Source organism: Streptomyces sp. PA03-6a (assembly GCF_033792765.1).
GTDB lineage: Bacteria > Actinomycetota > Actinomycetes > Streptomycetales > Streptomycetaceae > Actinacidiphila.
In genome coordinates, this window is the sequence record NZ_JARAVK010000139.1 from 1 (window position 1) to 24,195 (window position 24,195).

Here is a 24,195-nt window from a genome sequence, read left to right on the forward strand (position 1 = left end):
GCTACGGCGACAGCGACAGTGGCCGCGGCCGTTGCCTCCGCCGCCTCCGCGGCCACTGTCGCTGTCGCCGTAGCCGTTGTTCCCGTTGTCCCCGCCGTTGTCGCCGTATCCGTTGTCGTCGTCGCCGTAGTCGTCGCTGCCCTTGCTGTAGGAGCCGTTCCCGCCGTCGTCGCTGCTCGCCGTGGCGACGGCGCTGCCGGTCGAGGCGGCCAAGAGGCCGGTGGCAAGAAGTCCGGTCGCGACGCCGAGAGCGGTGCGGCGCATCAGACTGGTTCGCATGAGTGTCCTTCCTTCGGACGCGTTGCGGGCGGCGGTCGACGCCGCCCCTGCGATCCAGTCGTACGTCGCGCGGTCAACGGCCGCCCGTCGAGCGGAGCGTCCGGGCGACAGCGTGGCCAAGGAAGTGACGCAGTGCCACGAGGTACGGAACGTCAGTCCCCGCTGAGCAACAGCGTGTCGAGACCGCGTACCAGACCCCGGCGTGTCGCGGCCGCGCGAGCGGCGAGCAGGGTCCCCGCGACGTAGGGCGCGGGGGAGGTGCCCGCCTCGTGACGGATCACCAGACGCTCGTCCGGCAGCCCGAACTGCACCTCCACGGCGAGGGTGTAGCCCGGCAGTCGCAGCGAGTGGACCTGCGTGCCCGCGATCGACGCGCCGCGGGCCTCGGGGTGCCCCGCCGTGCGTTCCGGGTCCACGGCGTACTCGGGCCGCCGTACGGCGCCCAGCTGTTCGGCGAGTTCGCGCGCGGTGCCGCTGGGGGCGTCCGGCTTGGTCGCGGACGCGTAGTCGATGATCTCCCAGTGCGGCAGGTGACGGGCGGCCAGCCGGGCGGCGGCCTGCGCCATGGCGGCGGTCAGCGAGAAGTTCCCCGAGGCCACCACGCCGACCCCGTGCTCCTCGGCCAGCGCGGCGATCTCCTCGTAGTCCGCGCCGGACAGGCCCGACGAGCCGACCACGACGTTGACTCCGCGGACCACGGCGGTGCGCACATGACGCCCGACAGCGGTGTGCGAGGTGTAGTCGATCAGCACGTCCACGCCGTCCAGCGCGTCGTCGACCGTGCTGAAGACCGGCACCCCGAGTTCCGGACCGCCCCACACCGCCCCGAGGTCCGCGCCGGCCGCCGACCGCGCCACCGCCGTCCGCAGCCGCAGGTCCCCGGAGTCCAGGACGGCGCGCGCGACCGCCTCCCCGGTCCAGCCGGTCGCCCCGGCGACGCACACGTTCAGCAGGTCCATCCCACCAGCATGAGGCATGATCACCGTCCTTCCCGCCCTGAACCGGTCCCCCCGGGGGACCTCAGGCGCAGCCGGGCGGCGGCGGAGCGGGCCTGACGGCGCATCCGGCCCGGCAGCGTCGTCGAGTGCGGCGCGGCGGCGACGAGCTGCTCCGACAGCCACAGCGAGCGCTTCTCCAGGTCCAGCTCGTCCAGCAGCCGGTCGATGTTGGCCAGCAGCGCCCCGTACAGGTCCCAGCTCTCCCAGCGCCGTTCCGTCTCCGCCCGCAGCAGCGCCGCGATCCGGTCCCGTTCCTCCCGGCCGCGCCGCAGCGCGTCCTCCAGCCGGGCCTCCGCCTGGTCCGCGCCCTCCGTGACCTGGGCGGCGATCAGCCGGCCGTAGCTGTCGACGGCGTCGGCCATGTCGGCGAACAACTCGTCGATGCCGGCGGCGAGCTCGCCGGTGAACAGTGGCTCCCGCGCGCCGCGCTCGCGGTCCAGCTCCGTCAGCGAGCGGCACAGCGTCCGCAGCAGCACGGTCGACACCTCCAGGGTGTCCAGCCCGCTGCGCAGGAGGAGCCGGGCCATCGCGCCCTCCGCCGGTTTCACCCGCGGGTTGAGCCGGGTCCCCTCCTCCGCCCTGCGCAGCGAGGCGTCGAACCGTGCGATCTCGTTGTCCAGCCGGCGTGCGTCCATCAGCCAGGAGCGGGCCTGCCCGGCGGTGGCGCCGTCGCGCACCTCCCGCCCCATACGGAGCATCAGCGCCCGCATGTGCTCGGCCAGCTCCCGCACCGCGTCACCGGCCGGCTCCACGAAGGCGGGGGGCGGCACGACGACGTTCAGCAGCACCCCGACGATCGCCCCGACCAGGGTCTCCAGGATGCGGTCCAGCGCCTCGCCGGAGGGGGCGGGGACGGCCAGGATGAGCATCGCGCTGATCGCCACCTCGGCCACGAACTCGTCCACGCGGATGAAGTGACCGATCACCAGCGACGCCAGGATGATCAGCCCGAGGCTCCACCACGTCAGCCCGATCAGCTCCGCGAAGCCGACCGCGATGAGGACGCCCGCCACCACGCTGACCACCCGTCGGATGCCCGTGGTCACCGTCGTGTAGAGCGTCACCTGTACCACGAGCAGGGCCGTCAGCGGAGCCGTCAGCGGCGCGGGGTTGGGCAGCAGCCAGACGGCCACGGCGTACGACAGCACCGCGGCCACGGTGGAGCGCACCGTCTGCACGACGATCGGGTCGTTGTTGCGCCGCAGGAGGTCGGCGAGCGGGGCGGGGAGGACGCCGGGCACCCTGCCAGTCTCCCCACGCGCGGGACGTCGGCACCGGTCGGCGGCACGGGTTGCGCCGACCGCGTGAATACCCGGCCCCGACACGCCCCTGAGGCACCGTCGGCGGCCGCGGCGGGGGCTTCATGGTCCGGGCCGAGTGTGTCCGAGCAGGGGAGCGAGGTGCCTATGGCGTGCGCGGTACGGCGCTCCCGGGCCCTTGCCGCGGTGGTCGTCCTCGCGGCCGCCGCGGTCGCGTGCGGCGGCGCGTCGCGGACGTCCGGACGGGCGACGCTCGACTGGTACAACTTCCCCGACGACTCCGGGGCGCTCCAGCAGGCCGCCGACCGCTGCAGCCGTGCCTCCGGCGGACGCTACGTCATCCGCTACAACAAGCTCCCCCGGACGGCGGACGGCCAGCGGCAGCAACTCGTACGCCGGCTGGCCGCACACGACCCCGCGCTCGACGTCCTCGGCCTGGACGTCACCTGGGCCCCGGAATTCGCCGAGGCCGGCTGGATCCGCCCGTGGACGGGCGACCGGCGTGCCGAGGCCGTCCGGGACACCCTTGCCGCGCCGCTGCAGACGGCCACGTGGAAGGGCCGCCTCTACGCCGTCCCGTACAACACCAACGTCCAGCTGCTGTGGTACCGGTCGGACCTCGTGCCGGAGCCGCCCACGACCTGGGCCGGGATGCTCGATGCGGCCCGCGCCCTGGCGAAGGCCGGCAAGCCCCACCGGATCGAGGTCCAGGGCGCCCAGTACGAGGGGCTCACCGTCTGGTTCAACACGCTCGTCGCCAGCGCCGGCGGGTCGATCCTCAACGCCGACGCGACCGCGCCCTCGCTCGGCGCGCCCGCGGTGCGGGCCGCGGGCATCATGCGCGACCTGGCGGTCTCGCCCGCCGCCGACCCGTCGCTGCCCAACCAGACGGAGGACCAGAACCGGCTGGCCATGGAGTCCGGCACCGCCGCCTTCCAGCTGAACTACCCCTTCGTGTATCCGGCGATGAAGGCCGACAACCCGGAGCTGTTCCCGCACTTGAGATGGGCACGCTACCCGCGGGTCGACGCCGGCCGCCCCGCGCGGGTCACCATCGGCGGGATCGACCTCGCCGTCGGCGCCTACAGCCGCCGGCCCGCCCTCGCCTTCGAGGCGGCGCTGTGCCTGCGCGACCGCGACAACCAGCGGACCGCCGCGCTGCTGGGCGGCCTGCCGCCGACCCTGCGCGGCCTCTACGACGATCCCCGGATCAAAGCCAGCTACCCCTTCGCACAGGACATCCTCGCCGAGCTGGAGAACGCCGCCCTGCGGCCGCAGACCCCCGCCTACCAGAACGTGTCCATCGCGGTGGCCCACACCCTGTCACCACCCGCCGCGATCCGGCCGGCCGAGTCCGTCCGGGACCTGCGGGGGCAGATCGAGGACGCCCTGCAGTCCAAGGGGCTGGTCCCGTGACGCGGCTCTCGGAGGGCGCCCGCCAGGAGCGGCGGCTGGGCTGGCTGCTCTGCGCCCCCGCCGTGGTCGTCATGCTCGTCGTGACGGCCTACCCCGTGTTCTACGCCGTCTACCTGTCCCTGCACCGCTACGACCTGCGCTTCCCCCAGCTGGCCCGTTTCGTGGGCCTGGACAACTACGCCGCGGTCCTGAGCTCCGGGTTCTGGTGGGAGGCCCTCTGGGTGACCTGCCTGATCACGGTGGTGTCCGTGGCGGTGGAACTGGCCCTCGGCATGGGCCTGGCCGTCGTCATGCACCGGGCGATCCTCGGCCGCTCCGCGGTGCGCACCGCGATCCTGCTGCCGTACGGCATCGTGACCGTCGTCGCCGCCTTCTCCTGGCAGTACGCCTGGACCCCCGGCATCGGCTACCTCGTCGACGCGTCGGGACAGGCCCCGCTGACCGACCACTGGAAGGCCATCGGACTGATCATCCTGGCCGAGGTCTGGAAGACCACGCCCTTCATGGCGCTGCTGCTGCTCGCCGGGCTGGCCCTGGTGCCCGAGGAGACCCTGCGCGCGGCCATGGTCGACGGCGCCGGCCGCTGGCAGCGCTTCCGGCTGGTCACGCTGCCGCTGATGAAGCCCGCCATCCTGGTGGCGCTGCTGTTCCGCACCCTCGACGCGTTCCGGATCTTCGACAACATCTACGTGCTCACGCAGGGCTCCAACGGCACGGGCTCGGTGTCGATCCTCGGCTACGACAACCTCTTCACGGCGCTGAACCTCGGCATCGGCTCGGCGATCTCGGTGCTGATCTTCCTGTGCGTGGCGGTCATCGCCTTCGCGTTCATCCGGCTGTTCGGCACGGCCGCCCCCGGATCGGAGGACACCGGACGATGAGCACGAGCCCGGCGCAGCGGCGGCGGATCGCCCGCTGGAGCGTCGTCAACACCGTCGTGGTGCTGTACGCGCTGTTCCCGGTGTGGTGGATCGTCGCCCTGTCCTTCAAGGACCCCGCCACCCTCTCCGACGGCAGCTTCGTCCCCCGTACGTGGACGCTGGAGAACTACCGGGGCATCTTCGCGACCTCCGAGTTCACCCGCGCGCTGGTCAACTCCGTCGGGATCGCCCTGATCTCCACCGTCGTGGCCGTCACGCTGGGCACCATGGCCGCCTACGCCGTGGCCCGGCTGCGCTTCCCCGGCAAGGGGCTGCTGATCGGCACCTCGCTGCTGATCGCGATGTTCCCGCCGATCTCCCTGGTGTCGCCGCTGTTCGACATCGAACGCCTCCTCGGGCTGTTCGACACCTGGGCCGGGCTGATCATCCCGTACATGACCTTCTCGCTGCCGCTGGCGGTCTACACGCTGTCGGCGTTCTTCCGTGAGATCCCCTGGGACCTGGAGAAGGCGGCCAAGGTCGACGGGGCGACGCCGGCCCAGGCCTTCCGGCTGGTCATCGCACCGCTCGCGGCGCCCGGGGTGTTCACCACGGCGATCCTGGTCTTCATCTTCTGCTGGAACGACTTCCTGTTCGCGATCTCCCTCACCTCCACCACCACCGCGCGCACCGTGCCGGCGGCGATCGCGTTCTTCACCGGCAGCTCCCAGTTCCAGCAGCCCACCGGCTCGATCGCCGCGGCCGCCGTGGTCATCACCGTCCCGATCGTCGTCTTCGTGCTGCTGTTCCAGCGGCGCATCGTGGCCGGACTGACCTCCGGCGCAGTGAAGGGCTGAAGGACCGCACATGGCCGAGATCACCCTCGACGGCGTCACCAAGCGCTACCCCGACGGCGCGGTCGCCGTCCGCGACGTCAGCCTCGCCATCGGGGACGGCGAGTTCGTCATCCTCGTGGGGCCGTCAGGCTGCGGCAAGTCCACGACCCTGAACATGATCGCCGGGCTGGAGGACATCACCGAGGGCACCCTGCGCATCGGCGGGCAGGTCGTCAACGACAAGGCCCCCAAGGACCGCGACATCGCCATGGTCTTCCAGAGCTACGCCCTCTACCCCCACATGACCGTCCGCCAGAACATGGGCTTCGCCCTGCGGCTGGCCCGCGTGGACAAGGCGGTCATCAAGGAGAAGGTCGAGGAGGCCGCCCGGGTCCTGGACCTCACCGGCCACCTCGACCGCAAGCCCGCCCACCTCTCCGGAGGGCAGCGCCAGCGCGTCGCCATGGGCCGGGCCATCGTCCGCGAGCCCAAGGCCTTCCTGATGGACGAGCCGCTCTCCAACCTCGACGCCAAGCTGCGGGTCCAGATGCGCACCCAGATCGCCCGGCTGCAGCGGCGCCTGGGCACCACCACGGTGTACGTCACGCACGACCAGACCGAGGCCATGACGCTCGGCGACCGTGTCGTCGTGATGCGCGGCGGAGTCGTCCAGCAGACCGGCTCGCCGCAGGAACTGTACGACCGGCCGCGCAACCTCTTCGTCGCCGGGTTCATCGGCTCGCCCGCGATGAACTTCCTGCCCGCCACCGTGGAGGAGGACCGGCTGCGCACCCCCCTCGGCGACCTGCCGCTCGACGACCGCCTCCGCACCGCCCTGGCACGCCACGACGCACCGCGCGAGGTCATCGCGGGCTTCCGGCCCGAGCACTTCGAGGACGCCGCGCTCGTCGACCCCGGCCGTGGCGGCGCCACGGTCACCGTCACCGTCGACGTCCGCGAGTCCCTCGGCTCGGACGTCTACGTCCACGTCGCCCAGGAGGGCGGCGCGGCCGCCGCAGCCGCCGCGGAGCAACTGGCCGAACTCGCGGCCGACTCCGGGCTCGCCGACACCGGCGCCGGCGGCCCCGAGGTCGTCGCCCGGCTCTCCGCCAGGACCCGGGCCCGCGACGGCGAACGCCTGCGGCTGTGGCTGGACACCGCACAGGCCCAGGTCTTCGACCCGGCCACCGGCGACAACCTCACGCTCCCCGGATCCCCCGGCGACACGACCGCGGGGTGAGCGCATGGCCCCGGCCACCGTCCCGCCGCCGCTGCCCGGCCCCCTCGCGCACCTCGCCCCGCTCCTCGACGACTGGGGCTACCTGGCGGTCGGCGTCCTCGTCCTGCTCGACAACTGCGGCATCCCCGTGCCCGGGCAGACCGTCCTCGTCGTCGCGGCCGCCTACGCGGGCACCGGCCGGATGGACATCGCCGGCGTCGTCGCGGTCGCCGTCGCCGCGGCCGTCGCGGGCGACTGCCTCGGCTACCTCATCGGCCGCATCGGCGGCCGCGCCTTCGTCCACCGATGGGGCCGCTACGTCCTGCTCACCCCGGAGCGCTTCGTGCGCGGCGAGGAGTTCTTCGCCCGCCGCGGCGACCTCGTCGTCCTCCTCGCCCGGTTCGTCGACGTCCTGCGCCAGACCAACGGCATCATCGCCGGCACCGCCGGCATGCCCTGGTGGCGCTTCCTGCTCTGCAACACCCTCGGCGCGATCCTCTGGGTCGGCGTCTGGGCCGCCCTTGCCTACGCCGCCGGCACCCGCCTCGGCCCCCTCTACGCCTGGCTCACCCGCTTCCAGCTCTACGCCCTGATCGCCGTGGCCCTCCTCGCCGCCGCCCTGACCGCCCGCCACATCCGCCGCCGCCGCACCCGCCGCCGCGACGCCGGCCCCTGAGGCGGGCCCTCACAGCCCGGCGCGCGCCATCAGCGTCGCCAGATCCGGCTCCGGTACGCGGACGACCCCCTGCGGGTGCCTGTTGCTCAAGGCGGCCAGCGGAACGGGACGGTCATGCAGGGCGCGCGTCGCCGCGAGGTCCAGCACCGCCGAGAACCGCCAGGGGTAGACCGGGTCGGCCACCTCCCGGGGCTCGTCCTCCACGTCGGCCATGGCGGCGATCACCTTGTACGGGCTGGTGAAGTAGATCCAGATGCGGTCACCGTCGACCATGTGGCGGCGCCGCGAGAGCCACCAGTCGCCCCGTGGTTGCGTCCGCGCGCAGTCGAGCACCTCGCCCGGCGTGGCGAGCTTCCCGTTCATCGTCGTGTCAGTCGACTTCAGGATGTACAGCCAGTCGCTCATCGCCGATGGTCCCCTGCCCGGTTCGCCGTTGTGTACTTCCACCTTCGGGCAACGTCCGGCCCTGGACCAGGGCTTCGGACAGGGGCGGCGGGGTCCGGCGTGGCGTGCAGTCGCGGGTGGGGGCACGGCCCCGCGCCCTTCGCGCCCGTGGGCGGGGTGCCCGGGGCCCCGGTGGGGGCTACAGCAGGTCCTCGATGGTGATCGGCATCTTGCGTACGCGGCGGCCCGTGGCGTGGTGGACGGCGTTGGCGATGGCGGCGCCGGCGCCGACCTGGCCGATCTCGCCGACGCCCTTGACGCCGAGGGGGTTGACGACGGTGTCCTCGACCTCGACGAGCTCGACGTCGACGTCCGGCACGTCCGCGTTGACGGCGACCAGGTAGTCACCGAGGCTGGACGCCGCCCAGCGGCCGGTGCGGGGCTCCATGTGGTTGGCCTCGAGGAGGGCCTGGCCCAGGCCCCAGATCATGCCGCCGGTGAGCTGGCTGCGGGTGGTCTTGGGGTTGAGGACCCGCCCGGGGGCGAAGGCGCCGACCATGCGGCGGACCCGGACGAGGCCCAGGTCGGCGTCGACGGCGACCTCGGCGAACTGGGCGCCGAAGGTCATCAGGGCGTGCCCGTTCGCGCCGGCGTCCGGGGTCCAGGAGCCCAGGGCCTCCACGTCGGGGAGGAGCTGACGGTGCATCATCTGTGCGTAGGTCTCGCCGGTGCCGGGGTCGTCCCGGAGCACCATGCGGCCGTCCTGGACCTCGACGGCCTCCGGGGCCGCGCCGTGCAGCGGCGACTCCGCGTCCGCCACCGCCCGCGCGACGAGCGCGTCGCGCAGGGCGGTGGCGGCGGTGTGGACGGCCGCGCTGATCATGCCCGCTCCGGCCGAGCCGACGGCCGCGGCGATCTGGGGGAAGGCGGTGTCGCCGTTCTCGAAGCGGCACCGCCCGGCCGGCAGGCCGAGGGCGTCGGCGGCGACCTGCGTCATGGCCGTGGCCACGCCGGTGCCGAAGTCGGGGGTGGCCGCCTGCACCAGGGCCGTCCCGTCGGCGTAGAGGCGGGCGCGGGCGCGCTGCGGGGTGACGGGCTGGGCGACGGGGTAGCCGGCGCTGGCCATGCCGGTGCCGATCAGCCAGTGCCCTTCACGCCGGGAGCGCGGTCGCGGATCGCGGTCCGCCCAGCCGAAACGCTCCGCGCCGCGGCGGTAGCACTCCTCCAGCCCCCAGCTCGACCACGGGTCGCCCGTGCCGGGGTCGGTCGCCGTGATGTTGCGCAGCCGCAGCTCCAGCGGGTCCATCCCGAGGCGCTCGGCGAGCTCGTCCATCGCGCACTCCACGGCGAACATGCCCGAGGCCTCGCCCGGGGCGCGCATGAAGGTCGGCGTCATGGTGTTCGCGCGGAACAGCCGGTACTCGCCCTCGTAGTGGGGGCATCCGTAGATCTGCGAGGCGACGCCGAGGGAGGGTTCGGCCCAGTCGTCGAAGTGCGAGGTGGGGGAGAGCTTGTGGTGGCGCAGCGCGGTGAGCCGCCCGTCCCCGGCCGCGGCGAGCATGATCGTCTGCTCCTGCTCCTCGCGGTGTCCCATCGAGGTGAACATCTGCTCGCGGGTCAGGGCCAGTTTCACCGGGCGGCCCACCTGCCGGGCGGCGATCGCGGCGAGGGCCGGATGGTGCCAGATCATGGCCTTGCCGCCGAAACTGCCGCCCGTGTAGTGCCCGATGACCCGCACCCGGGAGACCGGCAGGCCGAGCAGCGCGGCGACCGTCTGCTGGGTGGAGGTGATGCCCTGCGTGGCGTCCCAGAGGGTGAGTCCGTCGCCCTCCCAGGACGCGGTGGTCGCCGGCGGTTCGATGGGGTTGTGGTTGTTGGCGGCGTAGGTGAAGGTGAGGTCCAGCCGTACGTCGGCCTCGTCGATGCCCTTGCGCAGGTCGCCCCGGCTCATGCGGCCCGGTATGAAGCCGCCGAAGATCGCCTCGGGCACGTGGGCCCGGTCCCGGCCCTGGTCGAGGGTGGTGAGGGAGGGCTCCTCCGCGTACCGCACGTGCAGCAGGCTCGCCGCGTGCTGGGCCCGTTCGTGCGTGTCGGCGACGACGACGGCGATGTGCTGTCCCGCGTAGTGGACGACGTCGTCCTGCAGGGGGAAGAAGGTCTGGCCGGGCGCCGCCGTCCCCGCCAGGGAGGGGATCAGCGGCGGCTGCGCCGCGATGGGCGGGGTGTTCTCGTGGGTGAGGACCGCGAGGACGCCCTCGGCGGCCTCGGCCTCGCCCGCGTCGATCGAGGTGATCCGCCCGCAGGCGATGTGGGCCCCGACGAGCGCGGCGTACGCCATGCCGGGGAGCGGGATCTCCGCCGAGTACTGTGCCGAGCCGGTGACCTTGGGGCGGCCGTCGACACGGTCCATGGGCTGCCCGACGGCCGGGCTCATGACGGGCTCCCGGCGAGGGTCCCGAGCGCGCGGACCACGGCCCGGCAGGCGAGTTCGACCTTGAACGCGTTCATCGCCGTGGGCCGCGCCGCGGCCAGTTCGACCCGCGCGGCCTCGTGGAAGTTCTCCGGGATCGCCGGCGCCCCGAGCAGGAACTCCTCGGCGCGTTCGGCCCGCCAGGGCCGGGTGCCCACCCCGCCGAGCGCGAGGCGGACGTCCAGCACCAGCCCGTCCGCCAGCGCCAGCGCGGCCGCCACCGAGACCAGGGCGAACTCGTACGACTCGCGGTCCCTGACCTTCAGGTAGGTGGAACGACGGGCGATCGGCACCGAGGGCACCTCGATCACGGTGATCAGCTCGCCGTGCTCCAGCGGGTGCTCCCGGTCCGGGGTGTCGCCGGGCAGCAGGAAGAACTCGTCGAAGGAGTAGGAGCGGTCACCGCCGGGCCCCTGGGTCCGGATCCTCGCGCCCAGCGCCGCCAGGGCCACGGCCACGTCCGAGGGGTGGGTGGCGATGCAGTGCGCGCTCGTGCCGAGGACGGCGTGCCCGCGGCTCGTCCCCTCGATCGCCGAGCAACCGCTTCCGGGCACCCGCTTGTTGCAGGGTGACGCGGAGTCACGGAAGTAACCGCAGCGGACGCGCTGCATCATGTTGCCGCCCATGGAGGCCATGTTGCGCAACTGCGCCGAGGCGCCGAGCTCCAGCGCCTGGGCGACGAGCGGGAAGCGCTCCCGTACGACGGGCGCCTGCGCGACCTGGCTCATCCGGGCCAGCGCGCCGATCCGCAGCGAGCCGTCGGGCATGCCCTCCACCCCGGTCAGGGGGAGGTCGTTGATGTCGACGAGCCGTCGCGGCGTGAGCACGTTCTGCCGCAGCAGGTCGACCTCCGTGGTGCCGCCGGCCAGGAAGTGGCTCTGCGGGTCGGCGGTGACGGCCGCGATGGCGTCCGCCGTTCCCGTGGCGCGGGTGTAGCTGATGGGCCGCACGGTGTCACGCTCCGCTGCCGGTTCCGGGAGCGGTGTCCGGGTCCGCGTCGCGCACCGCGCGGATCGCCGCACGGATGTTGGGGTACGCGGCGCAGCGGCAGATGTTGCCGCTCATCCACTCCTTGATCTCCGCGTCGTCCGAGGCGTGCCCCTCCCGCAGCAGCGCCACCGCCGACATGATCTGCCCCGGGGTGCAGTAGCCGCACTGGAAGGCGTCCTGCGCGATGAACGCCTCCTGCATCGGGTCGAGCCGGCCCTCGCGCGCGAGGCCCTCGATCGTGGTGACCTCGTGGCCCTCGCACGCGATGGCGAGCGTCAGGCAGCCCAGTACGCGCCGCCCGTCCACGAACACCGTGCAGGCCCCACAGGTGCCCTGGTCGCAGCCCTTCTTGGCGCCGGTCAGCCTGAGGTGTTCGCGGAGCGCGTCGAGCAGGCTCACCCGGGGCTCGATGTCCACCGCCCGCCGTTCCCCGTTGACGTGCAGGGTGACCGGGACGGGCTCCGGGCCGCGCTCCGGCAGTACGCCGGATTCCGCCGCGGTGTTCGCCGAGACATGTGAGGACACCGGTCCACCTCCAGATCGGTCTCCCTTTCATGCTGTTTCGCCCGTCAACGACCCGCAACCGGGATCATGCCCCCGCGCGGCGGCACGCGGGGCGGACCGGATCGCCGGGCCGTGCCGGGGCGCCCCCGGCTCCGGGTCCTCGTGGATCGGCTACCGCTGCCGGGCCGCGTACGCCCGTGCCTTGTTGCGGTTGCCGCACACGCGCATCGAGCACCAGCGGCGGCTGCGGTTCTTCGAGACGTCCCAGAAGACCCAGCCGCAGGTGTGTTCGGCGCAGCGCTTGAGGCGCGCCGCGTCGCCGGTGGTCACCAGCGCGCTCCAGGCCAGGGCGATGCGGGCGAGCGCCCCTTCCACGGGCGGCAGCCCCGGCGCGGGGGACAGTACGGGCCGGTCCCCGCCGACCGCGACGTGGACGGGCAGCCCCCGCAGCACCTCGTCGGCGGCCGCGACGGCCCCGGGGTCGGGGGTGTCGCCGACGTTGGCTCCCAGCACCTCGCGGATGCCGGCCCGCAGGCGCAGGGCGCGGTCGTGCTCGCCGGGCGTGACCGGCGTGCCGTCGTCGAGCAGGCCGCGGGAGGCGAGGAAGGCGGACAACCGGTCCGATGCGGCCAGGTCGTCCGTGCCGAGGTCGAGGTCGACGGTGTTGGCGAAGGCCTCCACCAGGACGGCGGCGGGCGGGGGTTCGAGCACGGGGCACCTCCTGCCGCCGAAGTCTACCGGCTATCACGAACGACGGTTAGAATGACCGGTGAAGCCGATAGCCGGTTAGTGCAGGGGGAGTTCGCATGGGGGACCACGCCCGCGTCACACCGATGAAGGACGGCGCCGCCCCGGCGGCCGCCTCCGCGACCGCGCCGCCGACGGTCCTCCGGGGCACCCGCAACACGGCCGTGCTGGTCGGCTTCACCGCGGTCACCAATCTCGCCGACGGGGTGACCAAGATGGCGCTGCCCCTGCTCGCGGCGCGGGCCTCCGGCTCGCCGCTGCAGGTCACGGCGGTGTCCCTGACGCTCACCCTGCCCTGGCTGCTGGTCGCCCTCCCCGTGGGCGTCCTGGTGGACCGCCGCGACCGCCGGGGGCTGCTGTGGGCCGCGGGCGGCGTGCGGACGGCGGCCGTGGCCTGCCTCCTCGCGGCGGCCGCCGGCGGCGGGCCCGGCATCGGGGTGCTCTGCGCGGCCGGTGCCGTCCTCGGCGTGGCTGAGGTGGTGGCGCTGACGGCCGAGGCGGCGCTCGTACCGTCCGTGGTGCCCCCGGCCGGGCGTGAACGCGCCAACGCGTGGATCACCGGCGCCGAGACGGTGTGCAACGAGTTCTGCGGCCCCCTGGTCGGCGGGGTGCTGATCGCCGTGGGCACCGGGTTCGCGCTCGGCGCGACCTGGGTCGCGTACGCGCTCGCCTCCCTCGCCCTGTTCCTGCTCGCCGGGCGGGTGGCCGGGGCACGCGGCACGGGTGCGGCGGGGGACCGCGCCCCCGCCGCCGTCCGCACGCAGATCGCCGAGGGCCTGCGCCACGTGTGGCGGCACGACCTGCTGCGCACCCTCTCGCTGGTCCTCACCGTCCTGTGCTCCTGCTGGGGTGCGTGGCTGGCGCTGATGCCCCTGCACGCGACCCACACGATGGGCCTGGACGCCGGGCGGTACGGGCTGCTGCTGAGCGCCCTCGGCGTGGGCGGGCTGACCGGCGCGCTCACCGTCGGCCGGATCAACCGGCTGCTGGGCCGCCGCGGCGCGATGTCCGCCGACATCGCCGGCACCGCCGCGATGATGGCGCTGCCCGCGCTGACCACCGCCTTCTGGCCGGTGGCCGCCGGCGCCTTCCTCGGCGGCATGGGCGGCACCCTGTGGGCGGTCAACGCCCGTACGATCGCCCAGGACATCGTGCCGGAGCACATGATGGGCCGCTACAGCGCGGTCAGCAGACTGTTCAGCTGGGGCGCCATGCCGCTCGGCGCCGCCCTGGCCGGCGTGCTGGCCGAACTCGGCGGCCCCCGGCTGGTGTTCACGGTCCTCGCGCTCGTCGCAGCCGCGGCGCTCGTCCCGTTCCTGAGGATCGCCGCCCCGGCGCGCGCCTAACGCTGAGCGTCTTCCAGCTGCCGGACGACCGCCTCCGCGACCGCGCGGGCGCTGCCGGGGTTCTGACCGGTGATCAGCCGCCCGTCCTCGACGACGTAGGTGTCGAACGGCCGCCTGGCCGTGGAGTAGTCGGCGCCGAGCTTCGTCAGCTCCTCCTGGAGGCTGTACGGCACCGCCTCGGCCCGGTGGGCCAGTTCCTCCTCGGGCCACGAGAACCCGGTCACCCGCCTGCCCCGGACCAGCGGTTCGCCGCTGCTCAGCGTCACGTTGAGCAGACCCGTCGCGCCGTGGCAGACCGTGGACACGATCCGGCCCGACTCGTAGAACCTGGCCATCAGGTCCTCCAGTTCCCGGCTCTGCGGGAAGTCGAACATCACGCCGTGGCCGCCGGTGAGGTAAATGGCGTCGTAGTCGTCGAGGTTCACGTCGGTGATCGGCAACGTGTCCTCGAGGAGGTCCATGTACTCGCGGTCGGCGTAGTGCCTGCCGGTGCCGAGCTCCCCCAGCACCTCGTGGGAGAGGCTCTCCGGGTCGAGGGGGACCTTGCCGCCGGCCGGACTGGCGATGTCCATGGCGTAGCCGTCCTGCTCGACCACGTCCCAGAAATGCGTCAGTTCCCCGAGCCACAGCCCGGTGCGCATGCCGACCTTCTCGTACTCGTCGACGTTGGTCACGATGACCAGGATCTTCTTGGTCGCAGGCATGCCACTGCCCTCTTCCCTGCGGGATTCGGTGCTCGTCGCGGCGGCCGACACCGCTGTGGCACCCCGTCGGTTCGAGCCTAAATGCGCCATTTGGGGCAGGCAAGGCGGTCCGGCGCGCCGGACCGGCTACGCCACGCAGAACTCGTTGCCCTCCGGGTCCTGCATCACCACCCCGTAGTGGTCCACGCCCGGTTGGGCGAGCACGCGCAGCCGGGAGGCCCCCGCCGCGACCAGCCGGCCGGCCTCGGCCTCGACCCGCTCCCTGCGGGTCTCCAGGGGCACCTCGGCCCGCTTGCCGCCCACCTTGACGTCGAGGTGCAGCCGGTTCTTGACCACCTTGCCCTCGGGCACCTGCTGGAACCAGATCCGGGGCCCGTCACCCTCCGGGTCCACGATGGCGTCGCAGCACTCCCCGTCGCCGAGCTCCTCCTCCGGCACGCCGACGGAGAGCCAGTACTCCCGCCAGGTGGGGAAGCCGTCCGGGGCGTCCTCCAGCCGGTAGCGCAGCGCGTCCGCCCAGAAGCGCGCCTGCGCCTCCGGATCCTTGCAGTCGATCGTGAGCTGGAACGCGACCATGGTGTGCCTCCGTCGAAGTGGCCCGCCCGGTGCCGGCACCGGTGGGACCCATGCTGCCCGACGGGTACGACAGTGGGTCAGCCGCTCAGTCGCTCCCCTCGATCCTGAAACCGACCTTCAGCCCGACCTGGAAGTGCCCGACCTGCCCGTCCGCCAGGTGACCGCGGATCTGCGTCACCTCGAACCAGTCGAGGTTGCGCAGGGTCTCCGAGGCACGGCTCAGCCCGTTGCGGATGGCGGCGTCCAGGCCCTCGCTGGACGAGCCGACGATCTCGGTCACCCGGTACGTGTGGTCGGTCATGGGTCCTCCCTGATCGGTGGGAACGGGCGGTTCCGCCGCCCCTCCACGGTGCCTCATCGCCCCGCGGGCCGCGAGGGGAAGCACGGCCTCGGGCGTTAGCCCACGGCGTGCCCGGGAAGGGGCTCCACATGGCCAGGGCCAACGAGGAGGTCGAAGCCCTGCTCCGCGAGTACGCCGACCTCATCCGGATCACCGGCGGCGACGCGTTCAAGGCGCGCGCCTACGAGAAGGCCGCCCGCGCCATCGGCGGCCACCACGAGGACGTCTCCCGGCTCGACGACAAGGGGCTGCGGAAGATACCCGACGTGGGGAAGTCCGTGGCCGAGAAGGTCACCGAGTACCTGCGCACCGGCACCGTCCCCGCCGTCGAGGAACTGCGCGCCCGCATCCCCGCCGGCGTACGGGAGATGACCGCGATCCCGATGCTCGGCCCCAAGCGGGCCATGATGCTCTACCAGGAGCTGCACATCGCCTCGGTGCAGGAACTCGCCGACGCCATCCGCGCCGAACGCCTGCGCGACCTGCCCGGCTTCGGCGCCCGCACCGAGGAGACCATCCTGCACGGCATCGGCCTGACGCGGTCCTCGGCCGGCCGGGTCCCGCTGAACGTCGCCACGGCGGTCGCCGAGGAGGTCGTCGCCGAGCTCTCCGCGCTCCCCGGCTGCGAGCGCTGCACGTACGCCGGCTCGCTGCGCCGAATGCGGGAAACGGTCGGCGACGTCGACGTCCTCGTCGCCGCCGAGCGGTCCGGGCCCTTCATGGAGGCGTTCACCCGGATGCCGGGCACCGCCGAGGTCATCGTGCGGGGCGCGAAGAAGACGTCGATCCGGACCACCAAGGGCCTCCAGGTCGACCTGCGAGTCGTGCCGCCCGACTCCTGGGGCGCGGCGCTGCAGTACTTCACCGGCTCCAAGGCCCACAACATCCGCACCCGCGAGCTGGCCGTCCACCACGGCCTCAAGCTCTCCGAGTACGGGCTCTTCGACACCGCGACCGGCGAGCGCGTCGTCTCCCGCACCGAGGAGGAGGTCTACGCCCGGCTCGGGCTGCCCTGGATACCGCCCACCCTGCGCGAGGACCGGGGCGAGATCCAGGCCGGGCTGGCCGGGGAGCTCCCCGAGCCGCTCGCGCTGCGCGCCGTCCGCGGTGACCTGCACACCCACACCGACCTCACCGACGGCCTCGCCGGCCTGGAGGAGATGGTGGCAGCGGCGTCCGCGCGCGGCTACGCCTACTACGCGGTCACCGACCACGCGCCCGACCTGTCCATGCAGCGCATGACGGACGAGAAGATCCTCGCCCAGCGCGAGGAGGTCCGCCGCCTGGACCGGACCCACACGGGCATGCGCGTCCTGCACGGCACCGAACTCAACATCGGCCCCGACGGGGGCCTGGACTGGCCGGACGCGTTCCTGGCCGGCTTCGACCTGTGCGTGGCCTCGATCCACTCCCACTTCCACCAGGACCGCGACGCCCTCACCCGGCGCCTGGTGCGCGCGGCCGAGAACCCGTACGTCAACATCATCGGCCACCCCACCACCCGGCTGCTGGGCAGGCGCCCGGGTGTCGACGCCGACCTCGACGAGGTCTTCGCCGCCTGCGCCCGCACCGGCACGGCGCTGGAGGTCAACGCCCAGCCCGACCGGCTCGACCTCGGCGACGAACTGATCCTGCGGGCCCGCCGGCACGGCGTGAAGTTCGCCGTCGACAGCGACGCGCACGCCACCGTCCACCTGGACTTCATGCGCTACGGCGTCGGCACGGCCCAGCGGGGCTGGCTCACCGAGGACGACGTCGTCAACGCCTGGCCGCTCACCCGGCTGCGGCGCTTCCTGCGCAAGGGCGGCCGTACGCATCCGTGACCGTACCCGGGGTAGGCGCAGCGCGAGGGCCCCTACCACGCCCGACATCGAGGAGGACACGATGCTGCTGCTGGGATTCGTGCTCATGGGCGCCACCGCCGCCTTCACCGGACTCCTGATCGCGGAGAACCTCGGCGGAGGACCCGACTACACCGTGACGCTGTTCGGCTCGGACATCGCCACCGTCAACACCCTCGGCGCGTTCCTCGCCGGTCTCGCGCTCGCCCTGGTGTTCTGCCTGGCCTCGGTCATCGCCCTGGCCGGCGCGGGACGCGAGCGCAGCCGCCGCGCGGAGCTGCGCCGGCTGCGCCGCCGGGCCCGCGCCGCCGAGACGGCGCCCGACGCCACCGCCCCCACCACCCCGACCGTCGCCACCGGGACCGCCGACGACACGGTCACGACCACGAAGACCCCCACGGCGTCCGCCCGCCGCCGGGGCATGCACCTGTTCGGCCACTGAGACGTACGCCGGAGCAGAAGCGCACCACCCGGCGCATGCGGCGCCCGCCCACCGGTACGTACGACGGACCGCCGAAGATGCCTCCCGGACCTGCTGCCGCCATTCTGGGAACGGGGCAGGACAAGGAGGCCGGTACGTGTCCACCGCGAAGATCTGCTGTGTGGCGGGCGCCCCGTGCTGGGTCAGCCTGATGGCACGCGACCTGGACGTGGCGAAGGCGTTCTACGGACCACTGCTCGGCTGGGAGTTCGAACCCGGTCCCTCCCGCTGGGGCCCGTACGAACGCGCGCTGGTGAACGGCACGGAGGTCGCCGGCATCGGGGCCATCGCCCGGGACTGGGAGACCTCGGTGTCCTGGACCACGTACTTCGGGGTGGAGAGCGCCGACGCCACCGCCTCCGACATCCGCGACCGCGGCGGCACGGTGGCCGTGGGCCCGCTCGACTTCGACGCCGGGCGGCTGGCCCTGGTGGCCGACTCCATGGGCGCCTCCTTCGGCATCTGGGAGGGCGAGCACGGACCCGCCCGCAAGCTGCGGATGCACGGCGCCCCCTCCTGGATCGAGCTGCGCACCCGCGACGCCTTCGCCGCGGCCCTGTTCTACGGCGAGGTCTTCCACTGGGACCGGCGCGGGCCCCGCTACGTCGTGGAGTGGGAGAACGACCGCGTCGTCCTCTACGTCGACGGGCACAGCGTCGCGGGCATCCGCGGCGGCGGCGTCGAGGCCGCGGCCGACCCCAAGGTCCGGCCGCGGTGGCACGTCTTCTTCACCGTCGCCGACGTCGACGAGGCCGTCCGGCGCGCCAAGGACCTCGGCGGCGAGGTGACCGGCGAACCCCTCGACAGCGCCTACGGCAGGGTCGCGGGCATCCGCGACCCGGAGGGCGGACTGCTCTCCCTCGTCGCCGACCACGAGTAGCACGCCGCCCGCCCGCCGGGAGAAGCGGCCATGGAGTGGTTCACGGCACCCGACTACTGGCTGAGCCGCGTCGTCGTCCAGCGCGGCCTCGGCGTGCTCTACCTGGTTGCCTTCCTCACCGCCGCGAACCAGTTCCGCGCCCTCATCGGCGAGCACGGTCTGCTGCCCGTCCCGGACTTCCTGCGGCGCGTGCCGTTCCGCCATGCGCCGAGCCTGTTCCACCTCCGCTACTCCGACCGCCTCTTCGCCGCCGTCGCGTGGGGCGGCGTCGCGCTGTCCGCGGCCGTCGTCGCGGGCGTGACGGACCTCGTGCCGCTGTGGGGCGCCCTGCTGGTCTGGGCGGCGCTGTGGCTGCTCTACCTGTCGATCGTCAACGTCGGCCAGACCTGGTACGCGTTCGGCTGGGAGTCCCTGCTGCTGGAGGCCGGCTTCCTGGCGGTGTTCCTCGGCAACGACGAGACCGGGCCGCCCGTGCTGATCCTGTGGCTGATGCGCTGGCTGCTCTTCCGCGTCGAGTTCGGCGCCGGACTGATCAAGATGCGGGGCGACGCCTGCTGGCGCGACCTGACCTGCCTGTACTACCACCACGAGACGCAGCCCATGCCCGGCCCGCTCAGCTGGTTCTTCCACCACCTGCCGCGCGGGGTGCACCGGGCCGAGACCGCCGCCAACCACTTCGCCCAGCTGGTCGTGCCCGTCGCCCTGTTCACCCCGCAACCGGTGGCGGGCATCGCCGCCTGCGTCGTCATCGCCACCCAGCTGTGGCTCGTGCTCTCGGGCAACTTCGCGTGGCTGAACTGGCTGACCATCGTCCTCGCCGTCGCCGCGCTCGACGGCTCGTACGTGGCCGCGCCGCCGCCCGCGGCGTCCGTCCCCCCGCCCGCCTGGTACGCGGCCCTGGTGATCGCCGCCACCGTCCTCGTCGCCGTCCTCAGCTACTGGCCCGCCCGCAACCTGCTCTCCCGCGGCCAGATGATGAACGTCTCCTTCAACCGGCTGCACCTGGTCAACTCCTACGGCGCCTTCGGCAGCATCAACCGGATGCGCCTGGAGGTCGTCGTCGAGGGCACCGACGCCGCCGAACCCGGCCCCGGCACCGTGTGGAAGGAGTACGGCTTCAAGGGCAAGCCCACCGACCGGCACCGGCTGCCCCGCCAGTTCGCCCCGTACCACCTGCGGCTGGACTGGCTGATGTGGTTCGCCGGGATCTCCCCGGCCTACGCGTGGAGCTGGTTCATCCCGTTCGTCGGCAAGCTCCTGGAGAACGACCCCCGCACCCTGCGCCTGCTGCGCAGCAACCCCTTCCCGCACGCCCCGCCCACCTACGTCCGGGCCCGCCTGTACCACTACCGCTTCACCGACCGGCGCACCCTGCGGGCCACCGGGGCCTGGTGGGAGCGGAGCCTGGTGCGCGAGTACCTGCCGCCGGTCGACCGTGAAACCCTGCGGCGCGAGGGCCGGTGACGGTCGCGCACCCCGCCCCTCAAGCCCTCGCGCGGGCCCTCAGCCGCGCCAGGGGGTGGGACGGATCTCGAAGCCGGTGAGCCCCTCCGGCTCCTCCTCGACGACCTCCACGCGGTCCACGATGGACAGCGGCGAGCCCTCGTGCGACCAGGCCACCATCCGTTCCACCGCCTCCGGCGGACCCTCGAAGACCGCCTCGACCGTGCCGTCCGGCCGGTTGCGGACCCAGCCGGCGGCCCCGCTCTCGTCCGCCGTCATACGGCAGGTGTCCCGGAAGTACACCCCCTGGACGTCGCCCGTCACGACGACCCGCCGCCGGATCACGACGGCCGCACCTGGCGGACCGCCTCGCGGAAGGCGTCGGCGTCCAGGACGGCCGCCCCGCCGGGGTCGTTGTTGAAGTACACAAACACGTCGGAGCCCTCCGGCCAGGTGTCCGCGATGCGGTGTGCCCAGGTGGTCAGCGCCCGGGCGCCGTAGCGGGGCCACGGCCGGGCGATGCCCTCATGGAAGCGCACGTACCCCCAGTCCGCGGTGCGCCACAACGGCGTCGCAGGGCGCGCCCGCCGGTCGGCCCAGCACAGCGCGGCGCCGCGGCGCTTCAGCAGGGCCCGGATCTCGGGGGTCCACCAGGAGGCGTGCCGCGGCTCGACGGCCACCCGCACGCCCTCGGGGAAGCAGTGCAGGCACTCCTCCAGGACCCGGGCGTCGGCCCTCAGGTTCGGCGGCAGCTGCAGCAGCACCGGCCCCAGCCGGTCGCCGAGCCCCTCGGCGTGCGTCAGCAGCCGCCGCACCGGCTCCTCCGGGTCGCGCAGCCGCTTCATGTGGGTCAGGTAGCGGCTGGCCTTGACCGCCATCACGAAGCCCTCGGGCGTGTGCTCGCGCCAGCTCGCGAAGAGCTCCCGGGACGGCAGGCGGTAGAACGCGTTGTTGCTCTCGACCGTGCCGAAACGGCGCGCGTACTCCTCCAGCCACAGCCGCTGCGGCACCTGGGGCGGGTACAGCACGCCGCGCCAGTCCCGGTACTGCCATCCCGAGGTTCCCACGAGCACGGACATCGCGCGGTCCCTGCCGGTTGCTTGCTGCTCCCTATTCAGGGTAGGTCGTAAGGAGTCCCGCATCTCCCCGCTCGCGGGGGTGGAACCATGCACTTCACAGACCGCGCGGATGCCGGACGGCAGCTCGCCGAGCGGCTGCGGCATCTGGAATTCGACAACCCCATCGTGCTCGGCCTGCCGCGCGGCGGCGTGGTCGTCGCCTACGAGGTGGCGCAGGCCCTGCACGCACCCCTGGACGTGATCGTCGTCCGCAAGCTCGGCGTCCCGTACCACCGGGAGCTGGGCTTCGGCGCCATCGGCGAGGGCGGCGCCAAGGTGCTCAGCGACGACATCGTCCGCATGAGCCACGTCTCCCGCGCCGACATCGACACCGTCGAGCACCGGGAAGAGGCCGAGCTGGCCCGGCAGGCGCACCGCTTCCGCGAGGGACGCCCGCGCACCCCGCTGGCCGGCCGCACGGTGCTCCTCGTCGACGACGGCGTCGCCACCGGCGCCACCGCCCTCGCCGCCTGCGAGGTGGCCCGCTCCCAGGGCGCCGCCCGGGTCGTGCTCGCCGTGCCCGTGGCCTCGCCCCAGTCGCTGCCCGCCCTGCGGCACGCCGCCGACGACGTGGTGTGCCTGTCGGCGCCGAGCGCCTTCTTCGCGGTGGGGGAGTGGTACCACGACTTCTCCCAGACCGCCGACGACGAGGTGTCCGGGCTGCTCAAGCAGGCCGCCGCCCGGGGACCGCGGACCACCGAGGTGGACCTGGCCGTAGGTGGCGAGGCCGGGGTGCGGCTCGCCGGGACGCTGACCATGCCCGCCGACGCACGGGCCCTGGTGCTCTTCGCCCACGGCACCGGCAGCAGCCGGCACAGCCCGCGCAACCGGGCCGTGGCCGCCGCCCTCAACCAGGCCGGCCTCGGCACCCTGCTGTTCGACCTGCTCACCTCCGCCGAGGAGGCGGACCGGGCCAACGTCTTCGACGTCGAACTGCTCGCCGGCCGCCTGGTCGAGGTCACCGCGTGGGCCCGCGGGGAGAACCTGCCGCTCGCCTACTTCGGTGCCAGTACCGGCGCGGCCGCCGCGCTGTGGGCCGCGGCCGACCCCCGGGCCGCCCCGTACGTCTCCTCGGTGGTGTCCCGGGGCGGCCGTCCTGATCTGGCCATGCCCCGGCTCGGCGAGGTCAGGGCGCCCACCCTGCTCATCGTCGGCGGCCGGGACGTCACGGTCCTGGAGCTGAACCAGCGTGCCCAGGAGGCGCTCGAGTGCCCCAGCCTGCTCCACGTGGTGCCCGGCGCGACCCACCTGTTCGAGGAGCCGGGAGCGCTCGACGAGGTGGCGCACCTGGCCCGTGACTGGTTGGCCGGTCACCTCCCTGCGACGGCAGGTGAGTGACCGTACCCTGAGGTCAGGGGGTGTGGAAGGGAGCAGGAGGATGCGCCGATGAGCAGCACGGTGACCATGCTGGACTCACTCCCGCCGGCCCACCGCCGAGCCTTCCTGGAGCACGCCAGGAAGGTCAGCTTCCCGCAGAGCTGGCGCATCTGCGACGAGGGCAGATTCGCCGACCGGTTCTGGGTGGTCGAATCGGGTGCCGTCTCCATCGACATGGACGTGCCCGGCCGAGGTGCCGTCTCCGTCGAGACCCTGGGTCCGGGCGAACTCGTCGGCTGGTCCTGGCTGTTCCCTCCCTACCGCTGGCAGGTCGGCGCCCACGCGCTGGGCTCGGTGGGCGCGTACGAGTTCGGCGCGGCGGAGATCCGCGACCTGTGCCGGGACAACCCGGTGCTGGGCCAGGCCATCGTGCTGGCCGCCGCCCAGACCATCGCCCAGCGGCTGGGTTCGGCCCGGGCCAGGATGCTCGACATGTACGGCCCGCGCCTCCAGGAGCACTCCTGACCGACGGAATCCGGCCGCGTGCCGGCACGCGGGGCAACTGCCGGTAGCGTTCCCCGTCCGTGAAGTCCGCGACGGGTCACCGCCGTTGACGGCGGCGTTCACGGCGGCGTAGTCCAAGGGCCCCGGTGGCCCGGGTCAGCGCGCCCAGGTGTCGTCGGCGCCCCTCGTGCCGACCGGGCGGCGGAACAGCTCGTCGCGTCCCGCGTCGTACAGGACGAACGAACGGTGCGCCTGCGGGGCGGGGCGCACCGCGACCACCTCCGCCTCCCGGAAGCCGGGCCACGCCTGCCCGGTGTGGCCGGCACCCTTGACCGCCTTCGGCGCCGCCAGCGGATTGCCGCCCGCGCAGCGCACCCGGGGCACACCGCGGTCGTCGACGAGCACCGCCGTGCCCGCCTCCAGGACCGCCGCGAAGGAGGTCGCGGAGCCGTCCGCGAAGCCGTGGTCGGTGACCCTGGTGTCGGCGCGCAGCAGCGCGGGGGTGAGCGACTTCAGGTACCGCCCGATCCCGTCGGCGTCGATGCCCGCCACCCGGGCGAAGGCGGCCGCCTTGCCGGGGTCCGCGGTCAGGGACGCGGTCTGCTCGGCGACGTCGCAGGCGGCCTCGCCCTTGGTGCCGCCGTACAGGGCGCGCGTACCGCCGGAGACGCTCGGCGCCCCGTACGTGGCGGCGGGCTTCGGGGTCAGGGTGGGCGCCGGGGCGTCCGGGGGCGGGGACGCGTTGGCCGTGCTCGCGGTGAAGGAGTCGAGGCCCGCCACCCGCGCCGGCTGGAGCACGACCTGCGGCCGGGTCGGTGACGGGCTCCGCCCGGGTGCGGCCGTGCCTCCGTCGCCGCCCCGTGTGGCCAGGAAGACCGCCAGGACGAGCGCCGCGGCCCCCAGTGCCGCGAGCGCCGACAGCCCGGCGCTCGACGTCCACCACGGCCGGCGTGCGTGCGCTGGCGGGTCGTGGCCGGGGCCGGGGGTGCCGGGTGGCTCCTGGGGCG

27 protein-coding genes are annotated in these 24,195 nt (G+C 73.5%); 13 read left to right on the forward strand and 14 right to left on the reverse strand.

Annotation, left to right across the window (positions count from 1 at the left end; genetic code table 11):
- The coding region (locus PV350_RS28565; protein WP_500336796.1) for a hypothetical protein at positions 1-279 on the reverse strand (279 nt) is incomplete at its 3' end.
- On the opposite strand from PV350_RS28565, the gene PV350_RS28570 reads away from it, so the two are divergent.
- Entirely contained in the window at positions 278-445 is a 168-nt protein-coding gene (locus tag PV350_RS28570) for a hypothetical protein (protein WP_499515350.1), read from the forward strand. The two genes, PV350_RS28565 and PV350_RS28570, sit on opposite strands and share 2 nt — an antisense overlap.
- Here the strand turns inward: PV350_RS28570 and dapB are convergent.
- Complete coding sequence (gene dapB, locus PV350_RS28575; RefSeq protein ID WP_499515351.1) at positions 432-1,238, reverse strand: 4-hydroxy-tetrahydrodipicolinate reductase; 807 nt, start codon at positions 1,236-1,238, stop codon at positions 432-434. The genes PV350_RS28570 and dapB overlap by 14 nt on opposite strands.
- Before the next feature lie 20 nt (positions 1,239-1,258).
- The gene (locus tag PV350_RS28580) at positions 1,259-2,518 is read right to left on the reverse strand and encodes an FUSC family protein (RefSeq protein WP_499515352.1); all 1,260 of its coding nucleotides are present in this window, start codon (positions 2,516-2,518) and stop codon (positions 1,259-1,261) included.
- A 165-nt stretch (positions 2,519-2,683) separates the two neighbouring features.
- Here PV350_RS28580 and PV350_RS28585 point away from each other — a divergent pair, with 165 nt between their 5' ends.
- The 5 genes from PV350_RS28585 to PV350_RS28605 are packed head-to-tail and all read left to right on the forward strand — an operon-like array spanning position 2,684 to position 7,543.
- Entirely contained in the window at positions 2,684-3,952 is a 1,269-nt protein-coding gene (locus tag PV350_RS28585; protein WP_499515353.1) for an ABC transporter substrate-binding protein, read from the forward strand.
- A complete protein-coding gene (locus PV350_RS28590) occupies positions 3,949-4,833 on the forward strand; it encodes a carbohydrate ABC transporter permease (RefSeq protein ID WP_499515354.1) in 885 nt (294 codons plus the stop codon). Before PV350_RS28585 ends, PV350_RS28590 begins: the two co-directional genes overlap by 4 nt.
- Positions 4,830-5,669, forward strand: coding sequence for a carbohydrate ABC transporter permease (locus PV350_RS28595; RefSeq protein ID WP_499515355.1), 840 nt, complete (start codon positions 4,830-4,832; stop codon positions 5,667-5,669). Before PV350_RS28590 ends, PV350_RS28595 begins: the two co-directional genes overlap by 4 nt.
- 10 nt (positions 5,670-5,679) lie before the next feature.
- Positions 5,680-6,888, forward strand: a complete 1,209-nt coding sequence (locus PV350_RS28600; protein ID WP_499515356.1) for an ABC transporter ATP-binding protein — start codon at positions 5,680-5,682, stop codon at positions 6,886-6,888.
- Positions 6,889-6,892: 4 nt separating this feature from the next.
- Positions 6,893-7,543, forward strand: coding sequence for a DedA family protein (locus PV350_RS28605; RefSeq protein ID WP_499515357.1), 651 nt, complete (start codon positions 6,893-6,895; stop codon positions 7,541-7,543).
- Between the two features lie 9 nt (positions 7,544-7,552).
- On the opposite strand, the gene PV350_RS28610 is transcribed toward PV350_RS28605, so the two are convergent.
- The 5 genes from PV350_RS28610 to PV350_RS28630 all read right to left on the reverse strand — a co-directional run bounded on the left by PV350_RS28610 (position 7,553) and on the right by PV350_RS28630 (position 12,602).
- A complete protein-coding gene (locus PV350_RS28610) occupies positions 7,553-7,948 on the reverse strand; it encodes a hypothetical protein (protein WP_499515358.1) in 396 nt (131 codons plus the stop codon).
- A gap of 178 nt (positions 7,949-8,126) precedes the next feature.
- Complete coding sequence (locus PV350_RS28615) at positions 8,127-10,361, reverse strand: xanthine dehydrogenase family protein molybdopterin-binding subunit (RefSeq protein ID WP_500336799.1); 2,235 nt, start codon at positions 10,359-10,361, stop codon at positions 8,127-8,129.
- Entirely contained in the window at positions 10,358-11,347 is a 990-nt protein-coding gene (locus tag PV350_RS28620) for an FAD binding domain-containing protein (protein ID WP_499515360.1), read from the reverse strand. The genes PV350_RS28615 and PV350_RS28620 overlap by 4 nt, the downstream gene beginning before the upstream one ends.
- A gap of 4 nt (positions 11,348-11,351) precedes the next feature.
- A complete protein-coding gene (locus PV350_RS28625) occupies positions 11,352-11,912 on the reverse strand; it encodes a (2Fe-2S)-binding protein (protein WP_499515361.1) in 561 nt (186 codons plus the stop codon).
- A 150-nt stretch (positions 11,913-12,062) separates the two neighbouring features.
- Positions 12,063-12,602 carry a CGNR zinc finger domain-containing protein gene (locus PV350_RS28630; protein ID WP_499515362.1) on the reverse strand — a complete coding sequence of 180 codons (540 nt, stop codon included), beginning with the start codon at positions 12,600-12,602 and terminating at the stop codon, positions 12,063-12,065.
- A 122-nt stretch (positions 12,603-12,724) separates the two neighbouring features.
- Here PV350_RS28630 and PV350_RS28635 point away from each other — a divergent pair, with 122 nt between their 5' ends.
- Entirely contained in the window at positions 12,725-13,984 is a 1,260-nt protein-coding gene (locus PV350_RS28635) for an MFS transporter (protein ID WP_500336813.1), read from the forward strand.
- Here the strand turns inward: PV350_RS28635 and PV350_RS28640 are convergent.
- From PV350_RS28640 to PV350_RS28650, 3 genes are all read right to left on the reverse strand, one after another.
- The gene (locus PV350_RS28640; RefSeq protein ID WP_500336802.1) at positions 13,981-14,688 is read right to left on the reverse strand and encodes a type 1 glutamine amidotransferase domain-containing protein; all 708 of its coding nucleotides are present in this window, start codon (positions 14,686-14,688) and stop codon (positions 13,981-13,983) included. The genes PV350_RS28635 and PV350_RS28640 overlap by 4 nt on opposite strands.
- A 126-nt stretch (positions 14,689-14,814) precedes the next feature.
- Positions 14,815-15,264: a VOC family protein gene (locus tag PV350_RS28645; RefSeq protein ID WP_499515365.1), complete on the reverse strand. Its 450-nt coding sequence runs from the start codon at positions 15,262-15,264 to the stop codon at positions 14,815-14,817.
- 85 nt (positions 15,265-15,349) lie between these two features.
- Positions 15,350-15,565: a dodecin gene (locus PV350_RS28650; RefSeq protein WP_499515366.1), complete on the reverse strand. Its 216-nt coding sequence runs from the start codon at positions 15,563-15,565 to the stop codon at positions 15,350-15,352.
- A 128-nt stretch (positions 15,566-15,693) separates the two neighbouring features.
- Between PV350_RS28650 and polX the strand changes: the two genes are divergently transcribed.
- The 4 genes from polX (at position 15,694) to PV350_RS28670 (ending at position 20,270) form a co-directional block, all read left to right on the forward strand.
- Positions 15,694-17,427 carry a DNA polymerase/3'-5' exonuclease PolX gene (gene polX / locus PV350_RS28655; RefSeq protein ID WP_500336805.1) on the forward strand — a complete coding sequence of 578 codons (1,734 nt, stop codon included), beginning with the start codon at positions 15,694-15,696 and terminating at the stop codon, positions 17,425-17,427.
- Between the two features lie 61 nt (positions 17,428-17,488).
- Positions 17,489-17,887, forward strand: coding sequence for a hypothetical protein (locus PV350_RS28660; protein WP_499515368.1), 399 nt, complete (start codon positions 17,489-17,491; stop codon positions 17,885-17,887).
- A gap of 136 nt (positions 17,888-18,023) precedes the next feature.
- Positions 18,024-18,806, forward strand: a complete 783-nt coding sequence (locus PV350_RS28665) for a VOC family protein (RefSeq protein ID WP_499515369.1) — start codon at positions 18,024-18,026, stop codon at positions 18,804-18,806.
- A gap of 30 nt (positions 18,807-18,836) precedes the next feature.
- On the forward strand, positions 18,837-20,270 hold the full coding sequence (locus tag PV350_RS28670; RefSeq protein ID WP_500336806.1) for a lipase maturation factor family protein: 1,434 nt from the start codon (positions 18,837-18,839) through the stop codon (positions 20,268-20,270).
- A gap of 39 nt (positions 20,271-20,309) precedes the next feature.
- Here the strand turns inward: PV350_RS28670 and PV350_RS28675 are convergent, their stop codons facing one another.
- Together PV350_RS28675 and PV350_RS28680 are read right to left on the reverse strand one after the other, a co-directional pair.
- Positions 20,310-20,594: an acylphosphatase gene (locus PV350_RS28675; RefSeq protein WP_499515371.1), complete on the reverse strand. Its 285-nt coding sequence runs from the start codon at positions 20,592-20,594 to the stop codon at positions 20,310-20,312.
- A complete protein-coding gene (locus tag PV350_RS28680) occupies positions 20,591-21,328 on the reverse strand; it encodes a DUF72 domain-containing protein (protein ID WP_499515372.1) in 738 nt (245 codons plus the stop codon). The genes PV350_RS28675 and PV350_RS28680 overlap by 4 nt, the downstream gene beginning before the upstream one ends.
- An 87-nt stretch (positions 21,329-21,415) precedes the next feature.
- Here PV350_RS28680 and PV350_RS28685 point away from each other — a divergent pair, with 87 nt between their 5' ends.
- Together PV350_RS28685 and PV350_RS28690 are read left to right on the forward strand one after the other, a co-directional pair.
- Positions 21,416-22,705, forward strand: a complete 1,290-nt coding sequence (locus tag PV350_RS28685; protein WP_500336809.1) for an alpha/beta family hydrolase — start codon at positions 21,416-21,418, stop codon at positions 22,703-22,705.
- A gap of 48 nt (positions 22,706-22,753) precedes the next feature.
- On the forward strand, positions 22,754-23,209 hold the full coding sequence (locus tag PV350_RS28690) for a Crp/Fnr family transcriptional regulator (RefSeq protein ID WP_499515374.1): 456 nt from the start codon (positions 22,754-22,756) through the stop codon (positions 23,207-23,209).
- A gap of 135 nt (positions 23,210-23,344) precedes the next feature.
- Here the strand turns inward: PV350_RS28690 and PV350_RS28695 are convergent.
- Positions 23,345-24,195: DUF6777 domain-containing protein (locus tag PV350_RS28695; protein ID WP_500336811.1), on the reverse strand; the 851-nt coding region annotated here is incomplete at its 5' end.